24 protein-coding genes are annotated in these 25,917 nt (G+C 46.1%); 20 read left to right on the plus strand and 4 right to left on the minus strand.

What is annotated here, in order from left to right:
- The first annotated feature begins 35 nt into the window (after positions 1-35).
- From nthB to LEPBO_RS0123175, 6 genes are all read left to right on the plus strand, one after another.
- Positions 36-755 (plus strand): nitrile hydratase subunit beta, encoded by a 720-nt coding sequence (nthB, locus tag LEPBO_RS0123150; RefSeq protein WP_017289973.1) that lies wholly within the window; start codon positions 36-38, stop codon positions 753-755.
- 40 nt (positions 756-795) lie between these two features.
- Positions 796-1,404: a nitrile hydratase subunit alpha gene (gene nthA, locus LEPBO_RS0123155; RefSeq protein ID WP_017289974.1), complete on the plus strand. Its 609-nt coding sequence runs from the start codon at positions 796-798 to the stop codon at positions 1,402-1,404.
- Between the two features lie 19 nt (positions 1,405-1,423).
- A complete protein-coding gene (locus tag LEPBO_RS0123160; RefSeq protein ID WP_017289975.1) occupies positions 1,424-1,789 on the plus strand; it encodes a nitrile hydratase accessory protein in 366 nt (121 codons plus the stop codon).
- Positions 1,790-1,817: 28 nt separating this feature from the next.
- A complete protein-coding gene (locus LEPBO_RS0123165) occupies positions 1,818-2,507 on the plus strand; it encodes a HupE/UreJ family protein (protein WP_017289976.1) in 690 nt (229 codons plus the stop codon).
- A 131-nt stretch (positions 2,508-2,638) separates the two neighbouring features.
- Positions 2,639-3,574: a cysteine synthase A gene (gene cysK, locus LEPBO_RS0123170; RefSeq protein ID WP_017289977.1), complete on the plus strand. Its 936-nt coding sequence runs from the start codon at positions 2,639-2,641 to the stop codon at positions 3,572-3,574.
- A 169-nt stretch (positions 3,575-3,743) separates the two neighbouring features.
- On the plus strand, positions 3,744-4,886 hold the full coding sequence (locus LEPBO_RS0123175; RefSeq protein ID WP_225903967.1) for a fatty acid desaturase family protein: 1,143 nt from the start codon (positions 3,744-3,746) through the stop codon (positions 4,884-4,886).
- Positions 4,887-4,914: 28 nt separating this feature from the next.
- On the opposite strand, the gene LEPBO_RS0123180 is transcribed toward LEPBO_RS0123175, so the two are convergent.
- Positions 4,915-5,304, minus strand: coding sequence for a TIGR02588 family protein (locus tag LEPBO_RS0123180; protein ID WP_017289979.1), 390 nt, complete (start codon positions 5,302-5,304; stop codon positions 4,915-4,917).
- A gap of 9 nt (positions 5,305-5,313) precedes the next feature.
- Positions 5,314-6,165 (minus strand): TIGR02587 family membrane protein, encoded by an 852-nt coding sequence (locus LEPBO_RS0123185; RefSeq protein ID WP_017289980.1) that lies wholly within the window; start codon positions 6,163-6,165, stop codon positions 5,314-5,316.
- A gap of 77 nt (positions 6,166-6,242) precedes the next feature.
- On the opposite strand from LEPBO_RS0123185, the gene LEPBO_RS0123190 reads away from it, so the two are divergent.
- Together LEPBO_RS0123190 and LEPBO_RS41160 are read left to right on the plus strand one after the other, a co-directional pair.
- Positions 6,243-6,560 carry a TIGR03792 family protein gene (locus tag LEPBO_RS0123190; RefSeq protein WP_017289981.1) on the plus strand — a complete coding sequence of 106 codons (318 nt, stop codon included), beginning with the start codon at positions 6,243-6,245 and terminating at the stop codon, positions 6,558-6,560.
- Between the two features lie 14 nt (positions 6,561-6,574).
- Positions 6,575-6,925: a zinc ribbon domain-containing protein gene (locus LEPBO_RS41160; protein WP_071596183.1), complete on the plus strand. Its 351-nt coding sequence runs from the start codon at positions 6,575-6,577 to the stop codon at positions 6,923-6,925.
- 5 nt (positions 6,926-6,930) lie between these two features.
- Here the strand turns inward: LEPBO_RS41160 and LEPBO_RS0123195 are convergent, their stop codons facing one another.
- Positions 6,931-7,608: a GvpL/GvpF family gas vesicle protein gene (locus tag LEPBO_RS0123195; RefSeq protein ID WP_051077820.1), complete on the minus strand. Its 678-nt coding sequence runs from the start codon at positions 7,606-7,608 to the stop codon at positions 6,931-6,933.
- Between the two features lie 215 nt (positions 7,609-7,823).
- Between LEPBO_RS0123195 and LEPBO_RS0123200 the strand changes: the two genes are divergently transcribed.
- The 6 genes from LEPBO_RS0123200 (at position 7,824) to LEPBO_RS0123225 (ending at position 12,180) form a co-directional block, all read left to right on the plus strand.
- Positions 7,824-8,534 carry a hypothetical protein gene (locus LEPBO_RS0123200; protein ID WP_144056251.1) on the plus strand — a complete coding sequence of 237 codons (711 nt, stop codon included), beginning with the start codon at positions 7,824-7,826 and terminating at the stop codon, positions 8,532-8,534.
- 81 nt (positions 8,535-8,615) lie between these two features.
- Positions 8,616-8,942 carry a photosystem I reaction center subunit IV gene (locus LEPBO_RS0123205; protein WP_225885677.1) on the plus strand — a complete coding sequence of 109 codons (327 nt, stop codon included), beginning with the start codon at positions 8,616-8,618 and terminating at the stop codon, positions 8,940-8,942.
- A 103-nt stretch (positions 8,943-9,045) separates the two neighbouring features.
- A complete protein-coding gene (locus LEPBO_RS0123210) occupies positions 9,046-9,903 on the plus strand; it encodes a DNA-formamidopyrimidine glycosylase (RefSeq protein WP_017289985.1) in 858 nt (285 codons plus the stop codon).
- Positions 9,904-10,107: 204 nt separating this feature from the next.
- The gene (gene minD / locus LEPBO_RS0123215) at positions 10,108-10,908 is read left to right on the plus strand and encodes a septum site-determining protein MinD (RefSeq protein ID WP_017289986.1); all 801 of its coding nucleotides are present in this window, start codon (positions 10,108-10,110) and stop codon (positions 10,906-10,908) included.
- 53 nt (positions 10,909-10,961) lie between these two features.
- Positions 10,962-11,357 carry a cell division topological specificity factor MinE gene (gene minE, locus LEPBO_RS40275; RefSeq protein WP_017289987.1) on the plus strand — a complete coding sequence of 132 codons (396 nt, stop codon included), beginning with the start codon at positions 10,962-10,964 and terminating at the stop codon, positions 11,355-11,357.
- A complete protein-coding gene (locus LEPBO_RS0123225) occupies positions 11,338-12,180 on the plus strand; it encodes a shikimate dehydrogenase (protein ID WP_017289988.1) in 843 nt (280 codons plus the stop codon). The genes minE and LEPBO_RS0123225 overlap by 20 nt, the downstream gene beginning before the upstream one ends.
- A gap of 52 nt (positions 12,181-12,232) precedes the next feature.
- On the opposite strand, the gene LEPBO_RS0123230 is transcribed toward LEPBO_RS0123225, so the two are convergent.
- Positions 12,233-14,479, minus strand: coding sequence for a RelA/SpoT family protein (locus tag LEPBO_RS0123230; RefSeq protein WP_017289989.1), 2,247 nt, complete (start codon positions 14,477-14,479; stop codon positions 12,233-12,235).
- 505 nt (positions 14,480-14,984) lie between these two features.
- Between LEPBO_RS0123230 and patD the strand changes: the two genes are divergently transcribed.
- From patD to LEPBO_RS38035, 6 genes are all read left to right on the plus strand, one after another.
- Positions 14,985-15,335, plus strand: coding sequence for a heterocyst frequency control protein PatD (patD, locus tag LEPBO_RS38025; protein WP_017289990.1), 351 nt, complete (start codon positions 14,985-14,987; stop codon positions 15,333-15,335).
- Positions 15,336-15,344: 9 nt separating this feature from the next.
- Positions 15,345-15,941: a TFIIB-type zinc ribbon-containing protein gene (locus LEPBO_RS38030; RefSeq protein WP_017289991.1), complete on the plus strand. Its 597-nt coding sequence runs from the start codon at positions 15,345-15,347 to the stop codon at positions 15,939-15,941.
- 901 nt (positions 15,942-16,842) lie between these two features.
- Positions 16,843-21,069: a non-ribosomal peptide synthetase family protein gene (locus tag LEPBO_RS0123245; protein WP_017289992.1), complete on the plus strand. Its 4,227-nt coding sequence runs from the start codon at positions 16,843-16,845 to the stop codon at positions 21,067-21,069.
- A 69-nt stretch (positions 21,070-21,138) separates the two neighbouring features.
- Positions 21,139-23,799 (plus strand): hybrid sensor histidine kinase/response regulator, encoded by a 2,661-nt coding sequence (locus LEPBO_RS0123250; RefSeq protein ID WP_017289993.1) that lies wholly within the window; start codon positions 21,139-21,141, stop codon positions 23,797-23,799.
- Positions 23,796-25,136 (plus strand): hybrid sensor histidine kinase/response regulator, encoded by a 1,341-nt coding sequence (locus tag LEPBO_RS0123255; protein WP_017289994.1) that lies wholly within the window; start codon positions 23,796-23,798, stop codon positions 25,134-25,136. Before LEPBO_RS0123250 ends, LEPBO_RS0123255 begins: the two co-directional genes overlap by 4 nt.
- A 57-nt stretch (positions 25,137-25,193) precedes the next feature.
- The gene (locus LEPBO_RS38035) at positions 25,194-25,916 is read left to right on the plus strand and encodes a biotin--[acetyl-CoA-carboxylase] ligase (protein ID WP_017289995.1); all 723 of its coding nucleotides are present in this window, start codon (positions 25,194-25,196) and stop codon (positions 25,914-25,916) included.
- The last annotated feature ends 1 nt before the right edge of the window (position 25,917 follow it).

Below are 25,917 nucleotides of genomic sequence, written 5' to 3' on the forward strand. Positions count from 1 at the left end.
TCACCTTTGCGTGTTCAATTAGGAGAAACGAAAAAATGAAGCTACAGCACTACCTGGGTGGACTTGAGGGACTTGAACCTTCTAGCTTTGAAAAGCGAGTCTTTGTGCAACCTTGGGAAGAGCGCATCTTTGGCATTCATGTGGCAATGATGGCGTTAAGTAATCATCTAGAAGCAGTCAAGACAGTTCCGACTCAGTTTAAGAGTTTCTGGACGTGGGGACATCTTCGCAAAGGTGCTGAAGGTTTAAACCCCTTCGACTATTTCAAGTACCGCTACTACGAAAAGTGGCTCGGTGGCATCTCTGGTTTCTTTGTTGAATCTGGCTATGTTTCTAAAGAAGAACTGGATTCAAAAACAGCAGCTTACCTAGAACAGCTAGATGCACCGCTCCCTCAAGCAGAAGAACCTGCGATCGACGATCAAGTGATGGAATACTTGCGGGTTGGAGATTCGCCGAAGTGTGACGTTGCCATTCAGCCGAAGTTCAAGGTTGGCGATGTGGTCACGGTCAGAAATCCACCTCCAACCGATCACTGCAAGCTACCAGGCTACCTCCGCACGAAGCAGGGAGTGATTGATGTGGTCTATGAAGGGGCTTATAACTATTACTTCCCAACAGGCGATGGAGTCGGCGATCCGATGCCCATCTACAACGTCAAATTTGATTCTCACGAAATTTGGGGCAATTTGACCGAGCCAAAAACATGGATTTACGTCCAAATTTTTGAAGGCTATCTAGAAGATCCGGCTTAATTTGGGTGCGCTTGATTTTGTTTGATTAAGGATGTGAGACATGGCTGATAGCATTGATCGCGAAACTTATAGTGCTGCTCGTGTGAGAGCGTTAGAGTCGTTGCTAATTGAGAAAGGGGTCATTACCAGTGCAACGGTTGACAAGGTAATCGAGTTTTTTGAGAAAGATATGGGACCGTTTAATGGTGCCAAAATTGTTGCAAAAGCCTGGGTTGATCCAGAGTTTAAGCAGCAATTGCTCGAAGATACGCCGTCTGCGATCGCAGTGATGAATTTTCCGCGTGGCATGGCAGGTGCAGAAGGTGAACACATGAAAGCAGTTGCGAATACTGATGACGTTCACAATCTCATTGTTTGTACGATGTGTTCCTGCTACCCTTGGCCTGTGTTAGGACTGCCGCCCTACTGGTTCAAAGATCCGACGTTTCGAGCGAGAGCAATTCGCGAACCTCGCAAAGTCTTGCAAGAGTTTGGGCTAGACATTCCCGAATCGACTGAAATTCGAGTCTGGGATACGAGCGCCCAAATCCGATGGTTTGTGGTTCCAGAACGCCCAGATGGAACCGAGGATTGGACAGAGGAGCAGCTTGCTGCCATCATTACCCCTGAATCAATGCAAGGGGCAGCTAAAGTTGTTGTTCCCGCTTAGAAAGCGGAGGGAGAGTTAAATGCAGGTCAAATTTGAGCAGTTTGCGGCTGCGAGTATGTTAGTTGATCCGAATGCTCCGCCTCGCAGCAATGGAGAACTTTTATTTGCAAGACCTTGGGAAGGGCGCGCGTTTGGCATGGCGATCGCGCTCTCTAAAAAAGGACACTATGAGTGGGAAGATTTTCGCCAAGGCTTAATTACTTCGATCGCAGAGTGGGAAGCAACACACTGTAAAGACGATCCGGATTGGGACTATTACATGCGTTGGCTATTGGCTTTAGAGCGATTAACGTTAGACTCTGATCTGATTTCGCCAGAAGAACTAGAGCAGCGAACGGCTGAAATGATTGCTCAAGAGAAGACTGCTCTCTCTGCAATTCAATAACATCCTAAGTACGATACATGAGGTCAGAATGATCAATCAAAGCAAGGTTTCTAGACTAGCTTCCTTCAGTCAACTTCTGCAACCAAAGCGAGTCCTTCTTCTAAGCATCGCCAGTGTTTTACTGATCGCATCTCCCGCAATGGCTCACCATGCGATGGACGGAAAAATGCCGAGGAACTTCTTTGAAGGCTTTCTGTCGGGGCTAGCACACCCTCTCATTGGCGTGGATCACTTTGCATTCGTCGTCGCGATCGCACTCTTAGCTGTCGCGAAACGACAGGGGATTATGATTCCAATCGCGTTTATCTTGTCGGCAATGCTAGGAGCAGGACTACACCTGATTGGACTGAGTTTGCCAGGGGTTGAACTCCTGATCGCTGCATCCATTCTCATTGTAGGCATCTTGCTGACTCGAAAAGACGACCTAAATAGTACAACAGTCTTTGGACTGAGTACGATCGCAGGAGTCTGTCATGGCTATGCTTATGGCGAGGCAATTTTTGGAGCACAGATGACTCCGATGCTCGCCTATTTGCTCGGCTTTACTTGTATTCAGTTGGGGGTAGTCCTGGTTGTCTTTAAGTTAGGGAAACGTTTGCTTGAGCAATCACAGGTTTCTGCTAGCTTACGCTCTACTGGATTTGTAATTTGTGGAATTGGTATCACGTTTCTGTTTTCCCAAATTATCGATGTCCTTGTCCCATTACCCAAAGGGTAACTCAGCGAAATCCTTGTAAAACGACTTTCAGAAATAAGAGCGCAGCACCTCCACTCAATCTCATCATTGAGTGGAGTATGATTGTTGACTAATCCGCTAGCAATTTCCGTTCAAGTTGCAGAGATAAAATCATGCGAATTGCCGATGATGTCACTGATCTTATTGGTCGGACTCCCCTCGTCCGACTCAAGCGCATTCCTCAAACAGAAGGGTGCATCGCACAGATTGTGGCGAAGCTAGAAGGGATGAATCCCGCCGCTTCTATCAAAGATCGCATTGGGATCAGCATGGTTGAAGCGGCAGAAGCCGCAGGTCTGATTGAACCCGGTAAAACGGTTTTAGTCGAGCCAACGACGGGCAATACTGGAATTGCGCTTGCAATGGTTGCCGCTGCTAAAGGATATCGCTTGATTGTTGCCATGCCAGACACAATGAGCATGGAACGGCGGGCAATGTTAAAAGCTTACGGAGCGGAGTTAGAACTTACACCCGGTCATCTATTTAGCCAGGGAGCCGTCGATCGAGCCATGGAATTAGTTGCGACGATTCCCAATGCGTTTATGTTGAATCAATTTAAAAACCCGGCGAATCCTAAAATTCATCGAGAAACAACTGCCGAGGAGATTTGGGCAGATACCGATGGACAGGTTGATATCGTGGTTGCAGGTGTCGGAACAGGCGGCACGATTACGGGATTAGCAGAAACCCTCAAACAGAAGAAACCAGAAATTCAAGCGATCGCAGTCGAGCCGCAAAATAGTCCTGTGCTATCCGGTGGGCAAGCAGGAATGCATAAGATTCAAGGCATTGGAGCAGGATTTGTGCCGGATGTGATGCGACTTGAACTGGTTGATGAAGTCATACAAATTAAGGATGAGGATGCAATCTACTATAGTCGTCGCTTAGCTCGCGAAGAAGGATTATTGTCAGGCATTTCTGCGGGGGCGAACTTGAGTGCAGCAATTCAGCTAGCAAAACGTCCGGAGAATGTTGGAAAGTTAATTGTCTTTATTCAGCCAAGCTTTGGAGAGCGATATCTGAGTACAGTGCTATTTCAGGAGGGGTAACTCATCGAACAGATCGCTCTAACCTAAAGTCATCAAAAGTAGGAAGGTGAGATAAATTGGAAGATTACCGCTCTGGTTTGCGTCCCGCCCCGGAATGAAATTCCAGAGCTAACTGTACGAAGTGGGTTGAAACCCACTGAAGAAGGTGTGATCATTGGCTGTTAGTCCCTTGAGTGGACTTCGTTCAACTAGCCCCGAATTCATTCCGGGGTGGGTCAGTAACGAAGCAAGAGAACTCACCGAACTGATGTTTAATTATGCCTATCTATTTATGGTGTCTAGAACAATGTACTTAAAACGAGATTTACATTCCCTAAAGCTGTTTTGGAATGGACTCGCTATCTTTTATACATTGAGCAGTTATAGTACAGGAATTGGGCTTCTCTTACTGCCTGCTAGTTGGCTGAACATTGTTGGCGTGTTACTTCTCACTCACAGTTTAACGTTAGCAACATATCTTGCACATGAGTTTATGCACGCTAACGTTTTCTCGCATCTGCGCTGGAATGCGTTTGGAGGCAATGTGATGCTGTGGCTGAATGGAAGTTGCTATGTGCGATTCTCTGAGTTAATGAAGATGCACATTGCTCATCATACCGATCGCATTGACTATTGCCGATTCAATCTCGTTGCGTTTCTTGACTCGCTACCATCGCTCCTCAGATTTACTTTTTTGGCAAGCGAGTGGCTCTACATTCCCTCGCTCGCATTCTTCTTGCGAATTCGTTTGATGCTTGCTCCTTTTAGGCAACTTGAGCGCAGACACGATCGCATTCGGGTTGTCTCGATTTTTTTGATTCGCAGCGCTCTCTTTGCTGTACTCGGGGCGATTTCTCTCAAAGCGCTACTTCTATATTTAGTTGCTTATATCAGCATGATTCACATCCTACGGTTAATGGATGCGTTTCAACATACTTATGAATCGCTACCTGTAGGAGTTCCCTTACCTCAAAAGTTTCAAAACATTTCTCGCGAGGAAGCCAATATCTATGAGCAAGCGAACACTTTTTCTAATATCATTTCTCATCAATATCCCTGGCTGAATTTAATTCTGCTCAATTTTGGGTATCACAATGCTCATCATGCAGATATGACGTGTCCCTGGTATTCTTTGCCCAAGCTCGATCGACAACTTTATCCAGATAGTCAGAGCCATTACCTCATTTTGCGATCGCTCCTCAGGAACTATCATCGCTTTCGCGTCTCGCGCATCTACAGTGGACAAGGAGAAGTCTTGACACAACACGGCAATCTTCAGTTCGACAAATTTTATGGAGCAACAGAAGTCTCTTTTTTAGTCGTTCCGTCCTAAGTTTGGATTTCAACAGCACAGTACTTTTTTACGGGATTTTATAACCTGTCACTCTTACAGTTAATTCTCCCAAACGCGGATCGCGCTGAAACACAAATGCGCCTTCTTCCTTCTCATCTTTCGACAAAAAATCAATCTGTTGATCCCCTGCTTCAACAATCTGATTGTTCACTCTCAATTCTGCAATCACTTGCAGCGACTCTACAGTTTCTCCACCTGTATTCGTCACCGCAAACGGAACATAGAACTTACCCTGAGTTTGCCGAATCTCTTGAGTCTGTTCGATTGAAATCGCAGGCGGCTCGTGGCGCTCAGAAGCCCAAACATAGATCACAAGTCCCGCGATCGCGCTCAATATCGAACTGGCAATCCCAAATGTCACCCACTCCGCGATCGTTCTAGGTTTCCGGTCTGTCATCTCATCCTCCTAAGCTGCTAACCGTCCTGCTGCTCCCCCCACCGCAGCAGGCAGTCCTAATAAGATCGTGTATCTCAACCAAAGCTGCCACGGATCATCGAAGTGCAGCTTTTGGAAAAATACTAGCATTAACATGGCAGCAAACAGAGAGACTAAATAAGCGGCGATCGTTTCTCCGAACGGGCGCTGAAACACCCCCTGATGCTGATATCGTTGAGCTTGCCGACCAAATCCTGCTGCGAACACAATGCAATAGGAAATCACCAAAGAAGCTGCCATCATTGCGAGTAACCAACCGCCTGTTGCTGCCGAAGCGAGCATCGGAATTTCATCGGTCGGCGCAATGTTAAATGCAATAATCAGCGCACCAATCAAAGTAGCTGAAATATCTGATAAAGTTGCACTGCCTTTTTTCGGGTTGGTATGGGTTTCCGATCGCGATTGATCTTTGCCCAAAAACTGATTTGCCAATGCGACCCCAAGCGTAAAAGGCACACTTTCATAAATCAGCTTTCCTAACGCTCCTGAAAGCGAGACATTGAAGGTAATTTCTTGCAAGAGAACTAGTGTCAAACCACTACACACAATCCCGATCGCCAAAGCTTCAACCGAATCTTTCAAAGCATCAGAAGTGCGTGTCGTCGTATCATTCCTGAATCCTGATGTTTGGTTGAGAAGAAAGACAATTAAAAAGGTGAATCCCAGCGCAAAGAGCATTCTCAAAGGGCTAACATATGAGCCAATCCACCAAACTTCCATCGTATAAAGTAATGGAATTCCGAATAAGAAGCCGCCCGATGCACCCCGTACTAAATCTGTAAGCTCGGTTTTCCACTGCTTCTCAACTTGCATCTTCAGCATGAGCCTTTTATCCGAAAGCGTTAGAATCTAAGCTAGTCGATTGAGCAGTTTAGTGTCATTCCTCTGCGGGTAGAACTATGGTGATTGAATGGTTGAAAGTGAAAGTTCCGATCGAGCTAAGAGAAACTTATATTCAAAAAGATGCCGAGATTTGGACAGCGACACTTTCAAAGTATCCAGGCTATGTTGGAAAAGAAATCTGGTTGAATCCGCAGGATGAATCGGAATTAACCATGGTCATTCATTGGGAAACAAAAGATGCGTGGAAGAATGTTCCGGCTTCGGTCTTAGAAGAGACTGAACAACGGTTTGTCAAAGCGATGGGACAAAGCTTCCCATTTTTAGAGCAAAAAGAATATCAGGTTCGTAAATTTAACGCACATTCCGTGAAGTAAAGCTACCGATAGTCATGCCAAATTGTCCTCGTTGTGGTCAATCGATGCCCTCTAACGCGATCGCCTGTTCACGCTGTCGCACACCGCTCAAAGCCTATGGACATCCCGGTATTGTCCTACACCGTGCTACCGGAACTGAATCGCTGTGTAAAACCTGCATTTATGACGCAGATGATTCTTGTAACTATCCACAGCGCCCAGAGGCACGGGAATGTACCATGTACCACAACATTACCGTGCCGCTCCTGAGTACACCCACTCGATATGAGATGCAGCCCGGAGTCTGGCTTCGTCGTAATGCGGGTTGGATCGCATTAATTGCGTTAATCGTTTTAAGTCTCGGTTTGGTTTTGGCAAAACGTTAGACAGGTTAGACAAAGTGATAAGGCGGTAACGCCTCACCTAAACCCAATTCCCAATGCGGATACTGCTGCTGCCATTCATCCAAATGCTGATATAACTCCATCTCTTCTTGCTTATTTACTAATAAATAGAGTTTCTCCACTCCATCAGACCCCGCCTTCAGCATCGTATCGGGATAAATCTGTTCGATCTCAGTCAGAATTCGTTGAAATTCCTGCCGCTGCAATTCCTGCTGATCGAGTTGTAACTGGAAATGCTGTCGCTTCGCCTCAAAATACTCTCGTCCCTTTAGTTTGCCGTTCATCTCTGGATCATTCGGTAACTCGATCTCGATCGGCGTTAATTTCAATCGATACTCTGCTTTTCCTTCAAGCTGATTCAGCTTGTCTAAATATTGGGTTGCATTCTTTGATAAGTGTTTGAGTAAGCGATCGCGCGATAAAAACTGCGTCCCAAATCGCAGCGGGAGAATTGTCACCTGCCAAAACAAATCGCAGATCACGCGATCGTGCGTCAAAACAGCTTGGACTAATTGCGTATCATCCTTCTCGATCGTCTCAAACTCGAAATCTGGTTCTACTAAAGCAGACAAACCCTGAATCGTAATGATTTCCAGTCTTCCGGCGATCCCTTCACTCAACTGTAGGGACGAACTTGGTGTTTTAAAGAAAGCGTAGGTATACATTGCGAGGCTTGATCGATGCTCCATCCTGAGTCTATGCGATCGACAAAGAATCCCACGGAAGTGCATACGAAAATTTGAAAATTAGGATGCGGCTTGAAATTTACAAAAGATGCTACAACTCTAAAATTAAAAATTCCGTAAAGATACGGATGTAGATCGGCAGAGCCACCCTTTCTCAGTGTTGAATGAATTGGATAAACAGGAAAATCGTACCTGTGGCAGATAAAGCGGGACGGAGAAATATGCGGTATGTTCTTTTGATCGGGCTAGCATCAGCTGTTTTTTTGCTCAGTGCACCATTTGCCGGAGCAAGTACCCGCTCTAACGCACCCATTGAGGATGAAACGCGTGATTATTGGCGAGAAGCGCATCGATTGACCCAAGACCAAGTCAGATTGCTCGATCGTGTGGAACGCTCTGCAGCGACTCCCGAAGCAACGCGTCTCAAAACGATCGGTGGACAAATTTTGCTCCATATTTCTGCGGTTGAGCGCTTTCTCAAATCCAATTATCCCAAGCCGGATTTCCTTTGCTCACCCCCTGCAGAACTTGGAGAAGTCGCAGGAACCGACGGCGCAAGCTTAGAACAAGTGCAAGTATATTGCGCGCTGCACCAATCGACGCATGACTTCACGACAATGCGATCGCAAGTCGATCGTCAAGCAAAGCTCATGAGCGCTCCCGTCGTCACCGCGAAAGTGACTCAACCTCTCAATCCTCGGACGATGAAGACCGGGCTATCTCCATCTGCACCCAGTCCTTCCACAGGATCAGTCACGACAAAGGGCGAAGTTCTCAGTCTAGTGCACTCGTCGCGGCAGCGATTAGCCCAAGTGCAGCCCGCATTCCCCGAGGCATTACAGTTCTCGATCGTGCCTAGCCCGGCAAATTTCTCCCCTCAATCTGCCGATTCGCGATCGCGCTAATGTTTCAGAATGTTTCAACCTGTGAAGCCAATCGCTGAACCGTTCAGATAGCGTAGTAAATTGGGGAAAATTGACCATCGTGTGGCAAATCTGGCATCATCCGCTCTTGCATTTGATCGCCACACTGAGTCCGTTAATTTTCAAAATAAAGGGAAAAGAACAATCATGGTTCAACGTGGTTCTAAAGTCCGCATTTTGCGCAAAGAGTCCTACTGGTATCGCGACATCGGCACAGTTGCGTCGATCGACCAAAGCGGTATCAAATATCCAGTGATCGTCCGTTTTGACAAGGTGAACTATACCGGATACAGCGGTACTGCCAGCGGTGTCAATACCAACAACTTCGCCCTTAGCGAACTTGAAGAAGTCGAAGCACCCAAGAAAGCTCCTAAAGCTGCGGCAAAATAAGCAAAGGGCGAGAAATCGCGGCTTTGTAATTGATACAATAAATCGGGCAAGAACGTTTCTTCTGTTTGTTCTTGCCCGATTTTTTATTCCCCGTGAGTTTTCTGTGCCAGAACTGCCTGAAGTCGAAACTGTGCGATTAGGACTCAATCAGGTGACGCTCCATCAACCGATCCAAGGCGGAGCCGTTTTACTCGATCGCACGATCGCTCATCCTTCATCGTCTGAATTCATCGACGGTCTGATCGGATTATCCATCCGAGAATGGCATCGCTACGGAAAATATCTGCTTGCCAAACTCGATCCGGTCGGTTGGTTAGGCGTGCATTTGCGAATGACCGGGCAGCTTTTGTGGATGAATCAAGCTGAACCGTTACAGAAACACACGCGCGTGAGATTCTTTTTTGAGCACGATCGAGAATTACGCTTTGTCGATCAGCGCACGTTTGGGCAAATCTGGCATGTCATCGGGGAACAAGACCCCAAAACCATCATCACAGGCTTGCAACGATTGGGTCACGAACCCTTTTCGGCGGAATTTTCAGACGAGTACTTTTACGCGCAGTTGCAGGGACGAAAACGCTCAATTAAAACAGCTCTACTCGATCAAATGCTTGTCGCAGGAGTCGGCAATATCTACGCCGATGAAGCCTTATTTTTAAGTGGAATTCACCCAGAAACGCTCTGTGCTGATCTCGATCCTGAGCAAGCCCAACGACTGCGAGCCAACGTGATCCGAGTGCTCACAGATAGCATTGCCGCGCGCGGCACGAGTTTTAGTGACTTTCGAGATGTATCGGGTGTGAATGGTAACTATGGCGGCATCGCTTGGGTATATGGGCGAGAGGGCGATCGCTGCCGAACCTGTGAAACCCCAATCGAGCGAGTCAAATTAGCCGGGAGATCGGCACATTTTTGTCCGAACTGCCAGCCGCCGTTTTCTCAGGCGGTTCGCAAACCGTAACGATGATTCACAAAAGCGGTAAATCTTTGTAGAGAAGCGATGTTGCTTTTTTGGCTTGCGCTATGCTGAAGCGATCGTAAAATCGGAAAGATTTTCTATTTTGCGATGAATTTAGAATTCGAGCTTAGAAAAATGCCGAATTCTGATATCCTATAAAACCTGTAATCGGCAAACTCCGTTCCTTTCAAAAGCTGATCTTAATTAATGGCGCGTATCATCGTAATTACCTCCGGAAAAGGTGGAGTCGGCAAAACCACCACAACTGCCAATCTCGGCATGGCACTTGCAAAACGGCGACGCAAAGTGGCGGTCATTGATGCTGACTTTGGGTTGAGAAATCTAGACTTGTTACTGGGACTGGAAAATCGGGTTGTCTATACTGCGGTCGAAGTTTTGGCAGGTCAATGCCGCCTCGAACAAGCCTTAGTCAAAGATAAACGCTTTCAGAATTTGGTCTTACTTCCGGCGGCTCAAAACCGCACCAAAGAAGCCGTGACTCCGGATCAAATGCGGCAACTGGTGAATGCATTAGCACGGGTGTATGAATATATCTTGATCGACTGTCCCGCTGGGATTGAAATGGGATTCCAAAACGCGATCGCGGCTGCGCGTGAAGCAATTATTGTTACGACCCCGGAAATTGCGGCGGTTCGAGATGGCGATCGCGTGATTGGACTGCTCGAAGCGAGTGGCATCAAACGGATTAACCTCATTGTCAACCGGATCAGACCAGGCATGGTACAAGCCAACGACATGATGTCAGTCGAAGACGTGCAGGAAATTCTGGCAGTGCAATTGTTAGGCGTCGTCCCAGATGATGAAAAAGTGATCGTCTCAACGAATAAAGGTGAGCCGCTGGTATTATCAGAAACACCCTCACAGGCAGCGACTGCTTTTGACAATATTGTGCGTCGTCTGGAGGGAGAACGAGTACCCTTGATGAGTCTCGAAGCTCCACCCGAAGGCTTCTTTTCACGTCTCTTCGGTAAATTTAAGAAAAAATAGTGCCTGTGTTTTGGGCCGTCCTTGTTCGCTTATCCCGTTTGCATCTTTAGCCAATGATCACCGAATTTCTAGAACGAATATTTCCTCGCGGGTTCGACAATAGCCGCAATGATGTCAAACGGCGATTGAAGCTAGTCCTCGCCCACGATCGAGCAGATTTGCCGCCGCATTTAGTTGAAGAATTACGTAAGGAAATTCTAGATGTCGTTTCGCGATATGTGGAATTGGATGAGGGTACGGAGTTCCAACTCGAAAATCATCAGCGATCGACTTCGCTAATCGCAAATTTGCCGATTCGTCGAATTCGTCCTATTCCAGATCCGACTCCCGAAGAAATGGCAATGGCTGTTCCAGATTTGACGCTGACTGAAGCAACGTTAACTGAAGAAGACTCTGATCATAAGCAACTCGATTTGCTCAAGCCTGAGAATGAAGCAAATAACGGGTAAAACGAAACTTCTGGGGGTGATTGGCGATCCGATCGAGCATTCTCTCTCCCCAATCATGCACAATGCTGCGATCGAGAAGATGGGCTTAGATTTTATCTATGTTCCATTTCGAGTTCGAGATTTGAAACCTGCGATCGCAGGTTTTGCCGCGATCGATTTGCAAGGGTTTAGTATTACGATTCCGCACAAGCAGGCAATCATTCCTCTGCTGTCTGAAATTACGGATGCAGCCAAAGCCATTGGTGCAGTCAATACCGTGTGGAAAGGGGAATCGGGCTGGATTGGAACGAATACCGATATCACGGGGTTTCTTGCGCCATTGCGATCTCACGCCCCCTCGGTTGCAGTTGTCCTAGGAAATGGAGGTGCGGCGCGGGCAGTTGTTGCCGGATGTGCTGAGTTAGGATGTTCTGAAATTCATGTAGTGGGACGCAGTAAACTTCAGGAATTTCAGGCAGCTTGGAACTTAAGCGCTTTGAAGACGCACACTTGGGATCAGCTTTCTGATCTGTTGCCTCATGCCGATTTGATTGTCAATACAACGCCGATCGGCATGTCGCCGAATTTTGATGATTCTCCCATCACGGATCACCAAGCAGAACGGATTCAAGAAAATGCGATCGCATATGATCTCATCTATGTGCCGAATCCGACGCGATTTTTAAAACAGGCACAGCAACAGGGAGCAACCGCGATCGACGGATTAGAGATGCTCGTTCAGCAAGGTGCAGCAGCATTGAAAATCTGGACTCAGCAAGAGGTTCCAGTCGAGGTGATGCGACAAGCTTTACAGAACCATTTGGGGTTAGCTCATTCAAGCTAGAGACTGCGATTAACGCGCTCAATCCGTGAATTGAGCGCAGTTGAATCCCCAACTAAGCTTCTTCTAGCTGGCTCACACGTCGCATATTCAGCACGTCTGTCATTTTCTTAATCTGAGCAAACGTGCGTTCAAGCTGAGCATGATCACAAATATCAATACCCAAATCAATTACCGCCGTTTGATCCGGGAAGGTTTTGACTTGGGCATTGCGGACGTTGATATTGTTATCCGTTAAGCGAGACAGAATATCTTTGAGGACTCCAACGCGATCGATGACTTCAATTTGAATATCAATCGGATAAGTTTGAGCGCGTCCTTTCGCAGGTTCGACTGGATTCCAACTCAGCGGCACTAAGCGATCACCCGGAATCGAATCCACGTTCGGACAGCCTTGACGGTGAATGGAAATCCCGCGATTACTACGAGTGACCACGCCAATAATCGGCTCTCCAGGAATTGGGTTACAACATCCCGCCATATGGTGCAGTAGATCTTCAACACCTGCGATCGGATGTTTTGTCGTGGGAGCCGGAAGCGATCGCGGCGCAGACGGGAGCGGAATCACACCACTATTCAAGCTATCCGAGGGGGCAGGAGCGGGATTAGCCAGAGACTGCTGAGCTTTGACGGCATCGCGAATCCGGTTGAGTGCCAGGTTGAGAGTGATTTCGCCATAACCGACTGCGGCAACGAAATCCTCAACATTGTGATAGTTACATCGCTCAGCCGCTGTCAGCATCGGAGCCGATTTCATTAAAGCTTCAAAGCCATTTTTGCCGAGTTCTTTCTCCAGCATTTCTCGACCGCGCAAGACATTCTCATCATGATGCGATCGCTTATAAGCCTGCCGAATTCGATTTCTTGCGCCTGCTGTCACGACAAAATTCAACCAATCCAAACTAGGACGGGCATTCTTTTGCGTGATGATTTCAACAATATCGCCCATTTGCAGCGGGGTATCGAGTTGAACCATCCGACCATTGACTCTTGCACCTGCACAGTGATTTCCCACTTCGGTGTGAATCCGATACGCAAAATCTACCGGAGTCGATCGTGGACTGAGTGAAACAACCTCACCTTTGGGCGTGAAGACAAAGACATCGCCATCAAATAAATTGTCTTTGATGCCATCGAGATATTCTTGAGCGTCTTTGAGGTCTTTTTGCCAATCGAGTAGCTGACGCAGCCAGGTAAACTTCTCGTCGGTTTTCGTCAGTTGGGACGTAGAGCCACCCGACTCTTTATATTTCCAGTGAGCCGCGATCCCATATTCCGCAACATGATGCATTTCTAGGGTGCGGATCTGAACTTCTAAAGGCTGACCCGTTTCACCAATCACAACCGTATGCAACGATTGATATCGGTTCGGTTTGGGTAGACCAATGTAATCTTTGAAGCGTCCAGGAATCGGACGAAATGTGTCATGTACGATCGCGAGGGCACGATAACATTCATCATTGCTCTCGACAATGATCCGAATTGCAGCGACATCATAAATTTCGTCATAGCCTTTTTGCTGACGCTGCATCTTTTGATAAATGCCGTACAAGTGTTTCGGTCGTCCGCTCACTTCGACACAGCGCACACCCACTTCTTCCAGTCGTTTCTTAAATGCGGCTGCAACTTCACTCAGGCGAGATTCACGATCGGCTCGTTTCTCGGATACTAATTGCTGGATTTCTCGATAGCCCTCAGTTTCAAGATACTTAAAGGCGAGATCTTCGAGTTCCCACTTGATGTTCCCAATCCCCAATCGATTCGCGAGCGGTGCAAAGATTTCGCGAGTTTCGAGGGAGATGCGGCGTTGCTTCTCCGGAGCAAGATGTTCGAGCGTCCGCATATTGTGTAAGCGATCGGCAAGCTTCACCACAATCACGCGAATGTCTTGCGCCATAGCTAAGAACATGCGGCGGAAATTTTCAGCTTGTCGCTCTGTTTTACTAGAAATATTGAGTTTTGAAAGCTTGGTTACGCCTTCGACCAAACATCGCACTTCTGAGCCAAAGCGTTCTTCAATTTCTTCGACGGTAACGTCTGTGTCTTCAACGACATCATGAAGAAAGCCCGCTGCAATCATGACGCCACTGCCACCGAGATCCCGGAGAATCCCTGCTACCGCAACTGGATGAGCAATATAAGGTTCTCCAGAAGCGCGGGTTTGCCCTTCGTGTAGTTTGTAGGCAAACTCGAACGCGCGGCAAACTAGACTCGGATCGTCGTCTGAAGGGTCGAGAAAACACTCCCGTAACCAATCCGGTAAAGCAAAATCAATGGTGGGTAGAGATGCCGCTACATTCATGTGTTTCGCGTGACTAGAGTGCAGTTTCAGATTGTGAATTTATGAAATTGAATAAAACGTATCGTCCTATACAAAGTTTAGAAGTAATAGAGAAAGAGTCTAGCATGAGGAACCTGCCCATCTGCTAGACAACAAAGTTAAAATGAGCAATCGATAAACTGTAAAACAGCCTGTTCAAGTCACTTGGACTTGAAGAAGTTGTTCAGAGATCGATGCCGGAGGAAGATTGAGAGTCTGCCTTAAACTTGGTTAAGACGATCGCACGTACCGTTCATTTTATCAATGGCGATACGTTTCTTCCCAAAGATCCTCGCTAGAATTGAAAATTTTTGATCGAATCTAACCCAGTGAATTCTCACGGTTATGAGTCTGTACTCTACACGATGTCTCCGGTTTTAGCTCGAATTTACACTGAGGTTTATCGCATTCTACGAAAACAAGATTTTGCGTAAGTCTTGTGGGGTCAGTGATCCCCGTTTTTATACTGAATTGAAAAAGTTTAGATATGTTAACAGAGAACCAAGTACATTTATTTCGTGCGTTTCACACTGGATTAGGATCGCTCAATCAATTGTTAAACTCTCCCGAATTCGATCGACAAATCTTTGCTCAAACGTGGCAGTCACTTCAAAAAATCTTTTCAGAAGAAATTCAATCCATCCAATCGGATGTCTACCGAATCCATTCAGTTTTGGTTGAAATCAATAAACAGATGAGGCTGTTAGGAATGGATGCGATGTTTCTCAAGACAGCACGACAGCCAGAGACGGTGCAAGGTCGGGTTGGACAGATTCGCGATCGAGTGACTTTACTAATGAACTACTGCACTGTACTTTTGGAGTCGGATGGAATTTGAGGTCGCGTGATGCAGTGTCCTAAAGAACGGAAAATTACGCTAAACGATGGGCGATTGGCTGAGTCGTTAGAGGTGAAGGAATGCCCAGAGTGTCAGGGAGCGTGGATTCCACTGGAAAATTATCAGGTGTGGCAAGCAGAACGCGAACGACCGAAAACGGTTGCAGACTTGATCCCAAAAACATTAGATGTCGAATTTACTCCATCGCCTCATGATGCGAAGGCGGCTTTTTGTCCTGAGTGTGGCTGTTATTTGGCGCGGGTCAAAGTGGGGATGAAAAATCCGTTTTATGTAGAGCGGTGTTTGAGTTGTGGAGGAATTTGGTGCGATCGCGGAGAATGGGCTGCACTGGAAACGATGGGCTTGAATATTGCGATCGAGCAACTATTTTCAAGCGAGTGGCAGGTTTTGTCGAGAGAGCGAGAGCATTTGGCGATCGAGAAGCAGGCGACTATCGATCGCTTGGGAGAGGATTTAGCACACCGAGTGTTTGCGTTGGCAGAAGAGTTGGAGAAGCATTCGCACGGGGATTTTGGGGTTGCATATTTGATGCGACGATTTGAGAATTTTACCCAGGAATTAGAGCGGGCGAAGAGAAAGAGTTGACCATAAGGGATGATGGCTCTAGTCGTCAATTGCATTTATGTTGTGGAGCGGGTAGAGAGGGGAGAGAGATGCTAGAAATGATAGTTCTTGCTCCCCTCATCTAAAACTTGAGAGAAATCTAAACTATGAGATCGACTACTTTAGATCGACATTAATTAGTGTTCTTACAATTAGCACTTGCATAGTTAGAATAAAGCATGCTTCTTTTCAAGCTAAAGCATATTAAAGTCGATTCAATTTGAAATTTCACAAGTTTTAGAAATTTAAAATTAAAGAATTTCATCTATTAACTCAAGTGAAAAGCCTCAAACAAAATCAAAGCAGGAAGTGCTACTAGCACTAAAAGAAATGCATCTTAATTAAGATAGTGGCATTTTACTTAATTAGCGCAGATTGTTAAGTAGAAAAAATGCATAAGTTGATCACTATCTTTAAGTCAGGCTCTGAATATTCGCTGAAAAGAAGACCTTGAATTATACAGATTCTTTAAGTATCAGCCTTGATTTTACCTAAGTGCTTCAATTATCCATGCGGTGTACCGTATCTCTGAGTTGAGCGTATCTTCCTCTGTCTGTTCAGTATTCTTAGCTGCCCTACTCAGCTTTGCTTCTGAGTACATTTCCTAATTTTAGATATCCCTGACTAATTATTCTATGGGCTGGGAAATATATAGTTTAGAGCCTATCCAAAATCTGCAGAGGCAGATTTTGACACAACCCAGTTTAATATCTCCCAGCCTCAAGTAAATTCCGGAAAACTGAGTGATTTTTATATTTTTTTGATCTATGACTTGATTCTATAAATCTCAAAGAGTTGAGTCTTTATTAATTTGAGTTCGGGAATTCTCGTTGTAGGAAAGATGCGATAGTCTCCCTACTTTCTTCAACTTTACAGAAAACATATGCGCACTGCTCTTCAAGATTGTCTCATTCACCAATTGGTTGAATCTCAAGTCATTCGATCTCCGCATGAGATCGCTGCCATCTTTGATGAAGAAACAATCACTTACCAAGAACTGAATCAGCGTGCCAACCAACTCGCACATTACTTAAGGTCAGTTGGGGTAGCGTCAGAAACATTCGTGGGTATTTGTGTTGAGCGATCGCTGAAAATGCTGATCGTCATGCTCGGCATTCTCAAGGCTGGCGGAACCTACATCCCCCTTGATCCGAACTATCCTGCTGAACGTCTGACGTTTATTGTAGAGAACTCAGAACTCTCGATCGTCATTACCCAATCTCATCTGGCATCTTTCTCAAACTGCCAAACTCTCGATATTGACGCAGACTGGGCAACTATCTCGCAGCAACCAACTCACAACCTAGAAATCACAGGTCATTCTGATCACCTTGCTTATGTGATCTATACTTCTGGCTCTACAGGCAAACCGAAAGGGGTACAGATTACTCATCGAGGAGTTGTAAATTTTCTGCTTTCGATGCAGCAAGAGCCAGGGATTTCATCTGACGATCGTTTGCTTGCGGTTACGACGATCTCCTTCGACATCGCAGTTTTAGAACTCTTTTTGCCGCTAATCGTTGGAGCTTGCGTCAATATTGTCCCGGCTCAGATCACAGCAGATGGGCAACGTCTGATTCAACTCCTCGATACTTTCGAGGCAACCATCATGCAGGCAACTCCAGCAACTTGGCGACTTCTCTTGCAATCCGGTTGGCAAGGTCGTCCAACCCTGAAGATGCTCTGTGGCGGCGAAGCAATGACTCGATCGCTTGCCAATCAACTCTTAGACAAAGGTGCGTCGCTTTGGAACCTGTACGGTCCAACTGAGACAACGATCTGGTCTGCACTACATCGAGTAGAACCTGGCACTGAGTCCGTTCCCATTGGACACCCCATTGCCAACACGCAAATCTATCTCATCGAGACGAAATCGCGACGAAAAACTGATCCAATTATTCCAGTCCCGGTCGGTGTGGCGGGCGAATTGTGTATCGGTGGTGAGGGAGTTGCAAGAGGTTACTATAAGCGTCCAGAACTCAATGACGAAAAATTCATTGCTGATCCATTTAGCACCAGAACCGGAGATCGATTGTATCGAACTGGAGACTTAGCGCGGTATCGAGCAGATGGCACAATCGAGTTTATTGGTCGCATTGACCATCAAGCAAAAATCCGGGGCTACCGAGTTGAACTCGGCGAGGTCGAAGCTGCCATTAGTCAATCCTCGATCGTGCAAGAAACAGCAGTCATCGCAAAAGAAGATAGTTCTGGAAATCAGCGCTTAATTGCTTACATCGTCTCAAAAGAAAGCGAAGAAAAAACACTGCAATTTCAGCAAGTTGAGCACTGGAAAACCGTATGGGATCATGCCTATCAACAGACGACTCCAGTCGAAGATAGTACGTTTAATCTCCAAGGCTGGATAGATAGCTACACGGGATTACGAACAGACGCACAAGTCATGCAGGAATGGCTTAATTTGACGATCGATCGCATTTTGGCACTCCGTCCAAAACGAATTCTAGAAATTGGGTGTGGAACAGGTCTACTTTTATTCCGCTTAGCTCAGCACTGCGATCGCTATCACGGAATTGATGTGACTTCAGAAGCCGTGAAGTATATTCAACGCCAAGAACTCAACCAATTGGGCAGACGGTCACATGTGACCGTTGCTCAATGTGCTGCTCATGAAATTGACGATTTAGAAAGCTTTGACACCATTATTATCAATTCTGTTGTGCAGTATTTTCCAAATGCACAATACTTGACAACAGTGATTGAGAAAGCAGTAAAACTTCTGCAACCTGGGGGACGCATCTTTATTGGCGATGTGCGTAGTTTGCCTTTACTCGAAACATTCCACACGTCAGTTCAGCTTAGGCAACCTGTTGACTCGGTGACGCAACTTCGATCGAGAGTATACGATCGCATCATTCAAGAAAAAGAATTAGTCATTGATCCTGCATTTTTCCAGAATCTTGTTCAGCGTATTCCCCACCTCAAGACTGCTGAAATCGAGCTAAAACGAGGTCGATCTGACTCTGAACTGAACCGATTTCGGTATGATGTCACCTTACACCTTGAGTCCGAACAGCCTAGTATCTCTCAATTTCATCAATTGGATTGGGTGCGAGATCGAGTCAGCTTAGCAACGCTGCGATCGCATTTTGGAAAAATGCCGCTCAGGATTACTGGAATTCCAGATGCTCGCCTACAAGCAGACTTACAAGCAGTAGAACTGCTCAAAAATGCACAGGATTCTGCCACGATTGAGCAGTTGCTTACAGCCCCCCAAACATATTCTGGGATTCATCCGGAAGACTTAATCAGCCGAGCATTCGGCTACAAAGTTAAGCTGATGTGTTCAGACCAGCCTGGATTCTACGAGGCTTGGATTTATCAATCTGAAGTCTGTCAATTTCCAAGTGCAGTATTTCCGATTCCAGAAGCTTATACGAATTCTCCACTTCAGGTCATTGAGAAACCTCAACTCACGCTACAACTTCGCCAATTTCTTCGCGATAAACTGCCCAGCTACATGATTCCGTCAGTATTTGTGTGGCTAGAAAAACTTCCACTCACGCCAAATGGAAAAATTGACCGTCGTGCGTTGCCAGAACCCAAAACTGTGCACGCAGAACGCAGTTCATCTGCTCCCAAAACTCCTCAAGAGCAGCAAATGGCAGCAATTTGGGCAGAGGTGCTAGAAACCGAAGCAATTGGCATTGAGGACAATTTCTTTGAAGTTGGTGGACATTCGCTGTTGGCAGTTCAGCTTCTAGCACAGGTCAAAGCAACTTTTGATGTTGAAATTCCGTTGTTTTATTTATTCAAAGATCCAACTATCAAAGGATTGCTCAATGCGATCGCCCAAATTCAGTCCTTGGATATCAGCCTGCCCCACAGTCTACTCGACTTAGAAGCTGAAACTCAGCTAGATCCCAAAATCAAGCCTGAAACAGAATTCATCCCAACGACTCCAACTGGAATCTTTCTCACAGGTGCAACAGGCTTTCTAGGCGCATTCTTGCTCTATGAACTCCTCCAGCAAACTTCTGCTAAGCTCTACTGTTTAGTTCGCGCTTCCAATGCCAGAGATGGATTCGCTCGAATTCAGGCGAATCTAGAACGGTACTTAATTTGGAATCAGGAACTCAGTGATCGCATTATTCCAGTCATCGGCGATTTGACCCAGCCCTATCTTGGACTCTCAGAATCTGAGTTTCTGACCCTAGCAAGTCAAACAGAAGTTATCTATCACAGCGGTGCGTTAATTAATCTTGCTTATCCATACTCTGCACTGCGAGCCAGCAATGTTGGAGGGACAGAAGAGATTTTGAGACTGGCAAGCTGGGTCAAACTCAAATCTGTTCACTTTGTTTCCACGTTGGATGTGTTCCAATCGCCAGCCTATTTCCAGGATCAGCCTATCTTTGAACAGACTCCCCTCACTCACGGTCATGAACTTTATCGCGGCTACGCTCAAACAAAATGGGTCGCAGAAAGACTGCTACAGACAGCCCGCGATCGCGGAATTCCAGTAAATATCTATCGTCCAGGAATGATCTCTGGACATAGCGAAACGGGCGTATCACCCGTCACTGATTTACTATGTCGGTTCTTAAAAGGCATCATTCAACTGAAAACTGCCCCGATTCTTGACCGACCCATTTCAATGGTTCCAGTCGATTATGTGAGTAAGGCGATCGTGCATCTCGCACAACAATCGACCGAATGCGGACAAGTTTTTCACCTGACCAATCCCAATTCTTCACAGCTTGGGCAACTCGTTCATGACCTCCAGCAATTCGGCTACGAGATTGAAGAAATCCCCTACGATCGCTGGCTGTCTCTTCTGAGAGATCTCTCAGAAGAGAATGCGCTAGCTCCACTCGCTGCCCTTTTCAATGAACGCTCAGACGTCCATCAAACTTATTTAGAAACGTCGCTGTTGAGTAACCAGCATTTCGATTGTCAATCTACTCTCCAAGGCTTGCGAGGGACTTCCATTGTCTGCCCTGCTAGTAACACTCAGTTGTTGAAAACTTACTTTGACTATTTCGATCGGACTAAATTCCTAACTCAAAACCAGTCCCACTCCTCAGTGCGCTGGATTCCAAACCTCGCAACTGAATCGCCATCATTTTCGAAAACACCTACTAGGTAGGTGTTCCCGACTCCGGAATGTTTATGAGTTGAATTAGGGAACATTGTGGTAAGCATTCTCACCTTGACTATGAAAAAAGCATTGCGACACTCAATTGGATCGAACTTATTTATCTATGTTTTGAGCGGTGCATTGATTGGACTGGGCGGCATGTCCTACTTCTTTTATAGGACTTTGGAGAAGAATGCTGAAAGCGAGATTCAAAGCCGTCTCAAAACACAAGTTCGATCGATTGAATCCCAGTTAGCCAAAGTTGAACAATCGACTGAAGATTTAGAAGCTAGTGTTCGCACGCTTCACAATCTTGGAGTAAAAGACGCAGATGCCTATAAGCAGCTTGTCTTTGAGCTCTTCCAACGACGTTCACCCTTAACAATGGCTTTCGGGTTTGGGCAACTTTCTAATCAGGTTGTGCCTGATCGTCAATGGTACTGGCCTTACTTCTACGTTGATCAGAAAGCACCCGGTCAAATTGGTCAATTACTTCCCGCTCCAAATCAACACATCCGGTTTGCCGATCTCTTTCAAGATGACGACTATCCCAACAAAGCTTACTACAAAGATGTCATTCGGGCTGGGCAGGACATTTGGCTAGAACCCTACCTTTGGTATGGTCAAACGCTAACGACATTTTCGAGCTTCATCTTTGATGACCAAAATCGGGCAATCGGGGTCACGGGGCTGGACATTAACGTATCTGTGCTGAGTGAACAGCTATATACTTCAGTCAAGAGTGGTGGAGGCTACTTCGCGATTTTAAGTGAGAAAGGTAATCTTCTGACTTATCCACCCGATCAAGCGAAAGCAAAAAAACTGGCATCCCATAAAGATGTGCCAGAACTCGATCGAGTCTGGCAACAAATTCAGGGGCAACAAGCTGGGATTTTACAAGCTGAAGGTTCGTATTGGGCGTATGAGCGGGTACGCGGCACAAACTGGACGATGCTCGCTTCTGTTCCTCGATCAATTATCTTACTGCCTGTTTTATCAATTACAGTCGGTGGGGCAGTCGGTGCAGGAACTGTTTTAGCGATCGTCGTTTTTCTGTTTGTGCGCCGTCTTAATTCCCGATTAGAACCCATTCTAGTAGGGTGTAACCAACTTGCAGAAGCCGATGCTCAGCGCCTTTCGCGCTTAAATAGAGAGCTGACAGAAACTGAGACTTCAACTTCGAGCATCCAGCATGCGGACGAACTGGAAGTTCTAGAATCTGCGTTTCAACGAATGGCGGCTCAGATCAACGAATCATTTGAAGAATTAGAACTCCGAGTTGAGGCAAGAACGTCTGAATTAAAGCACGCCAAAGAACTTGCAGATAGTGCGAATCGCGCCAAGAGCGAATTTTTGGCAAATATGAGCCACGAACTGCGAACGCCGCTCAACGGGATTTTGGGATATACCCAGATTTTGCAGCGATCAACGCGTCTCGATATTAAAGAGCAACGTGGAATTGGCGTGATTCACCAATGTGCAACTCATTTGCTCACCCTCATCAATGATGTGTTAGATCTGTCAAAGATCGAAGCGCGCAAAATGGAGTTGAACTCAGTTGACTTTTCACTCTCTTCTTTCTTGCAGAGTGTAGTCGAGATGTGCAGCATTCGGGCAGAACAACGTGGCATTGAGTTTCGATATCAGTTTCAAAGTACACTGCCCAAGTATGTTCATGCAGACGAAAAGCGACTTCGACAAGTCTTAATCAATTTATTAGGCAACGCGATCAAGTTTACCGAACAAGGGAAAGTGACATTTTCAGTCCTTACCTGCTCTGAAGGTAGCCCTTATAATTTGAGGTTTGAAGTAGAAGATACCGGATCAGGCATGACTCCTGAGCAATTGCAAAAAATCTTCCTGCCTTTCGAGCAGGTTGGAGGCGTTGAGAAACGCTCAGAAGGAACTGGGCTAGGTCTAACCATCAGTCAGACGATCGTGCAATTGATGGGCGGAACTATCCAAGTTGAAAGCCAATTGGGTCAGGGTAGCCGATTCTGGTTTGAAATTCCACTCGCCGCTGCGATCGACAATGTTCCACAGACTCCTGACTTTAACGCGAGTCGGATTATCGGTATGATTGGCAGCCGACGCAAAATTCTCATCGTTGACGATCGGGAAGAAAATCGATTGGTTCTGCGAAGTCTACTAGAACCGATTGGATTTGAGATTTTTGAGGCAGAGACCGGAAGAGCTGGACTCAATGAAGTACTGCGAATTCATCCTGATCTCCTCATTACAGACCTGATGATGCCTGAGATGCAAGGTGACGAACTGCTCATACAGATTCGGAAAATGTCAGAATTTCAGGATTTAAGAGCGATTATGTCTTCGGCCAGTGTGTTTGAAGAAGATCGCCAAATCAGCGTAGATGCAGGCGCAGATGCTTTTCTGCCGAAGCCGATCGAAGCTTATGTGCTGTTTGATTTACTTCAGCAACTGCTTCAGCTTGAATGGATTTACGACGACTCTAAATCAGAAAGTGAACTTGCTCAGCCGCCTGAATCACCGACTTCAGATGCAGTGGAACTGCCTGATCCATCTGTATTATCCGGACTCTACGACCTTGCTCGCAAGGGCTTGCTGAATGATCTCACTCAACAGCTTGAGACCTTAGAGAGCGCTAATCCAATGCTGAAACCGTTCTGTCACTTGATCAGCACTTGGGCAGAAGATTTCCAGTTAAAAAAGATTCGTACATTTTTAGAACAGCACTTAGTAGATAAGGAGAGATCATGAAGTCTGCCGATCAAAGTATTCTTATCGTGGATGATAATCCGACGAATCTCAAGGTACTATCCGAAGCGATCACCAGTGAGGGATTCCAAGTTTCGGTTGCTTTAGATGGCGAGAGTGCCTTAGAGCAAATGGCGTATCATCAACCTGCTTTAGTCTTATTAGATGTCATGATGCCGGGAATTGATGGGTTTGAAACTTGCCGCCGAATGCAGGCGAATCCGATTTTCCAAGATATTCCTGTGATTTTCATGACCGCTTTATCTGAGACTGAACATAAAGTAAAAGGGCTAGCCGTTGGAGCAGTCGATTATATTACCAAACCTTTTCAGCATGAGGAAGTATTGGCGCGCGTAAAAGTGCATCTACGATTGCGCCATCTGAGCCAACAACTCGAAGTTCAAAATGAGGTGCTGAAACAATTTAATGAAACACTAGAAGAGAAAGTTGAGCAGCGTACAGCTGAGCTACAGCAGGCTCAGATACAACTCATTCAACAAGAAAAACTATCATCTTTAGGGCAAATGGTTGCAGGTGTTGCGCATGAGATTAACAATCCTGTGAACTTTATTTATGGCAATGTTGTTCCGGCTCAACAGTATGTGGAAGACTTGCTAAGTCTTGTAAATCTCTATCGCTCTCAGTATCCTGAACCGAATTCTGTGATTCAGTCTGCACTCGAAGATCTCGATTTTGATTTCATTGCCGTGGATCTCCCGAAGCTGCTCAATTCGATGCAAGTTGGAGCAGATCGGATTCACGACATTGTGCGATCGCTCCGTAATTTTTCCCGACTAGATGAGGCAGAACGCAAATGCGTCGATCTGCATGAAGGAATCGAAAATACGTTAATGATTTTGAGCCATCGTTTGAAGGTTCAGACAACACAACCCGAGATTAAATTGTTGCGAGAATACGGTGAGATACCCAAAGTCGTTTGTTTTCCGGGACAGCTCAACCAAGTCGTAATGAATCTTCTAGCGAATGCGATCGATGAGTTAGAAAGTAAACGTATTGCCCAGCCTGAGATTCGGATTCAGACTGAACTTGCTGGTGCAGATTCGGTTAGAATTCGCATTATTGATAATGGTGCAGGTATTCCAGAAACAATTCAACAAAAGATTTTTAATCCATTTTTCACAACGAAAGAAGTTGGCAAAGGGACAGGATTAGGTTTATCGATTAGCCATCAGATTGTTGTTGGCAAGCATGGCGGAAATTTGTATTGTCGATCGAGTCTGGGGCAGGGAACTGAATTTGGGATTGAAATTCCGATCCATCAGCCCGAATCGGACTCCGAACGCTTATTGAGTTGTGGAATGCAGGATTCTGCCGCATAGAGCGGGAACACAGTGAGATTACAATGATCACAGGTGTTTTAATCGGTTGATGAATTTGTGTATGATTGGCTATGTCTGCTCGAAAGCTGCGAAAGTACGAATACTTGGGCATTAGAACAACTTTCTCAGTTAAAACATGGGGATGTAGTATTTACCCGTGAGCAGACCGCAGGACGGGGACAGTTTGATCGCGTCTGGCATTCACAGCCTGGAATACTCACAGCCAGCTTTGTACTAGATTTACCAGTCACGCAATTATCTGGATTCAGCCTCATTGCTGGTCTTGCTGTGATTCAAGCCATTGAATCCCTACTGCCCATTAAGCTTCAACTCAAATGGACAAATGATGTGTTTGCAGCAGGTCAAAAGCTAGCAGGAATTTTATGCGAATCACGCCTGCAAGCAGATCAAGCGCGCCTCGTCGTCGGAGTTGGATTAAATCGCATCAGTGTTCCAGAATTCGTCACTCAAGCCATTAGTCTCAGCCAGCTTTCAGCAACCGTGCCAGACGAGGAAGAATTACTCACTCACTTGCGCGACTCTCTCTTGCGATTCAGTCAGTACTCTTTAGCAGAATTACTTCCAGAACTTCGAGCTAAAGATTTTCTATATCGACAAATCATTGAATTTCAAACCTCAAGTGAAATCTTAATTGGAGAAGCAGCAGGAATTGATGAAGAAGGACGGCTCCTGATGCGATTACCAAACGGGATAGAAGCCTTTCGATCGGGGCGAGTTTTGAGAATTCACAAGTCCGAATGGGAAAACCAAAGGAAATAAA

The sequence above is a fragment of the Leptolyngbya boryana PCC 6306 genome, from assembly GCF_000353285.1.
Lineage (GTDB): Bacteria > Cyanobacteriota > Cyanobacteriia > Leptolyngbyales > Leptolyngbyaceae > Leptolyngbya > Leptolyngbya boryana.

Bases quoted from the DNA above. Each gene is read 5' to 3' on its own strand.
- nthB (WP_017289973.1), top strand. From the start codon at position 36: ATGAAGCTACAGCACTACCTGGGTGGACTTGAGGGACTTGAACCTTCT.
- nthA (WP_017289974.1), top strand. From the start codon at position 796: ATGGCTGATAGCATTGATCGCGAAACTTATAGTGCTGCTCGTGTGAGA.
- LEPBO_RS0123160 (WP_017289975.1), top strand. From the start codon at position 1,424: ATGCAGGTCAAATTTGAGCAGTTTGCGGCTGCGAGTATGTTAGTTGAT.
- LEPBO_RS0123165 (WP_017289976.1), top strand. From the start codon at position 1,818: ATGATCAATCAAAGCAAGGTTTCTAGACTAGCTTCCTTCAGTCAACTT.
- cysK (WP_017289977.1), top strand. From the start codon at position 2,639: ATGCGAATTGCCGATGATGTCACTGATCTTATTGGTCGGACTCCCCTC.
- LEPBO_RS0123180 (WP_017289979.1), bottom strand. From the start codon at position 5,304: ATGACAGACCGGAAACCTAGAACGATCGCGGAGTGGGTGACATTTGGG.
- LEPBO_RS0123185 (WP_017289980.1), bottom strand. From the start codon at position 6,165: ATGCTGAAGATGCAAGTTGAGAAGCAGTGGAAAACCGAGCTTACAGAT.
- LEPBO_RS0123190 (WP_017289981.1), top strand. From the start codon at position 6,243: ATGGTGATTGAATGGTTGAAAGTGAAAGTTCCGATCGAGCTAAGAGAA.
- LEPBO_RS41160 (WP_071596183.1), top strand. From the start codon at position 6,575: ATGCCAAATTGTCCTCGTTGTGGTCAATCGATGCCCTCTAACGCGATC.
- LEPBO_RS0123195 (WP_051077820.1), bottom strand. From the start codon at position 7,608: ATGTATACCTACGCTTTCTTTAAAACACCAAGTTCGTCCCTACAGTTG.
- minD (WP_017289986.1), top strand. From the start codon at position 10,108: ATGGCGCGTATCATCGTAATTACCTCCGGAAAAGGTGGAGTCGGCAAA.
- minE (WP_017289987.1), top strand. From the start codon at position 10,962: ATGATCACCGAATTTCTAGAACGAATATTTCCTCGCGGGTTCGACAAT.
- LEPBO_RS0123225 (WP_017289988.1), top strand. From the start codon at position 11,338: ATGAAGCAAATAACGGGTAAAACGAAACTTCTGGGGGTGATTGGCGAT.
- LEPBO_RS0123230 (WP_017289989.1), bottom strand. From the start codon at position 14,479: ATGAATGTAGCGGCATCTCTACCCACCATTGATTTTGCTTTACCGGAT.
- patD (WP_017289990.1), top strand. From the start codon at position 14,985: ATGTTAACAGAGAACCAAGTACATTTATTTCGTGCGTTTCACACTGGA.
- LEPBO_RS38030 (WP_017289991.1), top strand. From the start codon at position 15,345: ATGCAGTGTCCTAAAGAACGGAAAATTACGCTAAACGATGGGCGATTG.
- LEPBO_RS0123245 (WP_017289992.1), top strand. From the start codon at position 16,843: ATGCGCACTGCTCTTCAAGATTGTCTCATTCACCAATTGGTTGAATCT.
- LEPBO_RS0123250 (WP_017289993.1), top strand. From the start codon at position 21,139: ATGAAAAAAGCATTGCGACACTCAATTGGATCGAACTTATTTATCTAT.
- LEPBO_RS0123255 (WP_017289994.1), top strand. From the start codon at position 23,796: ATGAAGTCTGCCGATCAAAGTATTCTTATCGTGGATGATAATCCGACG.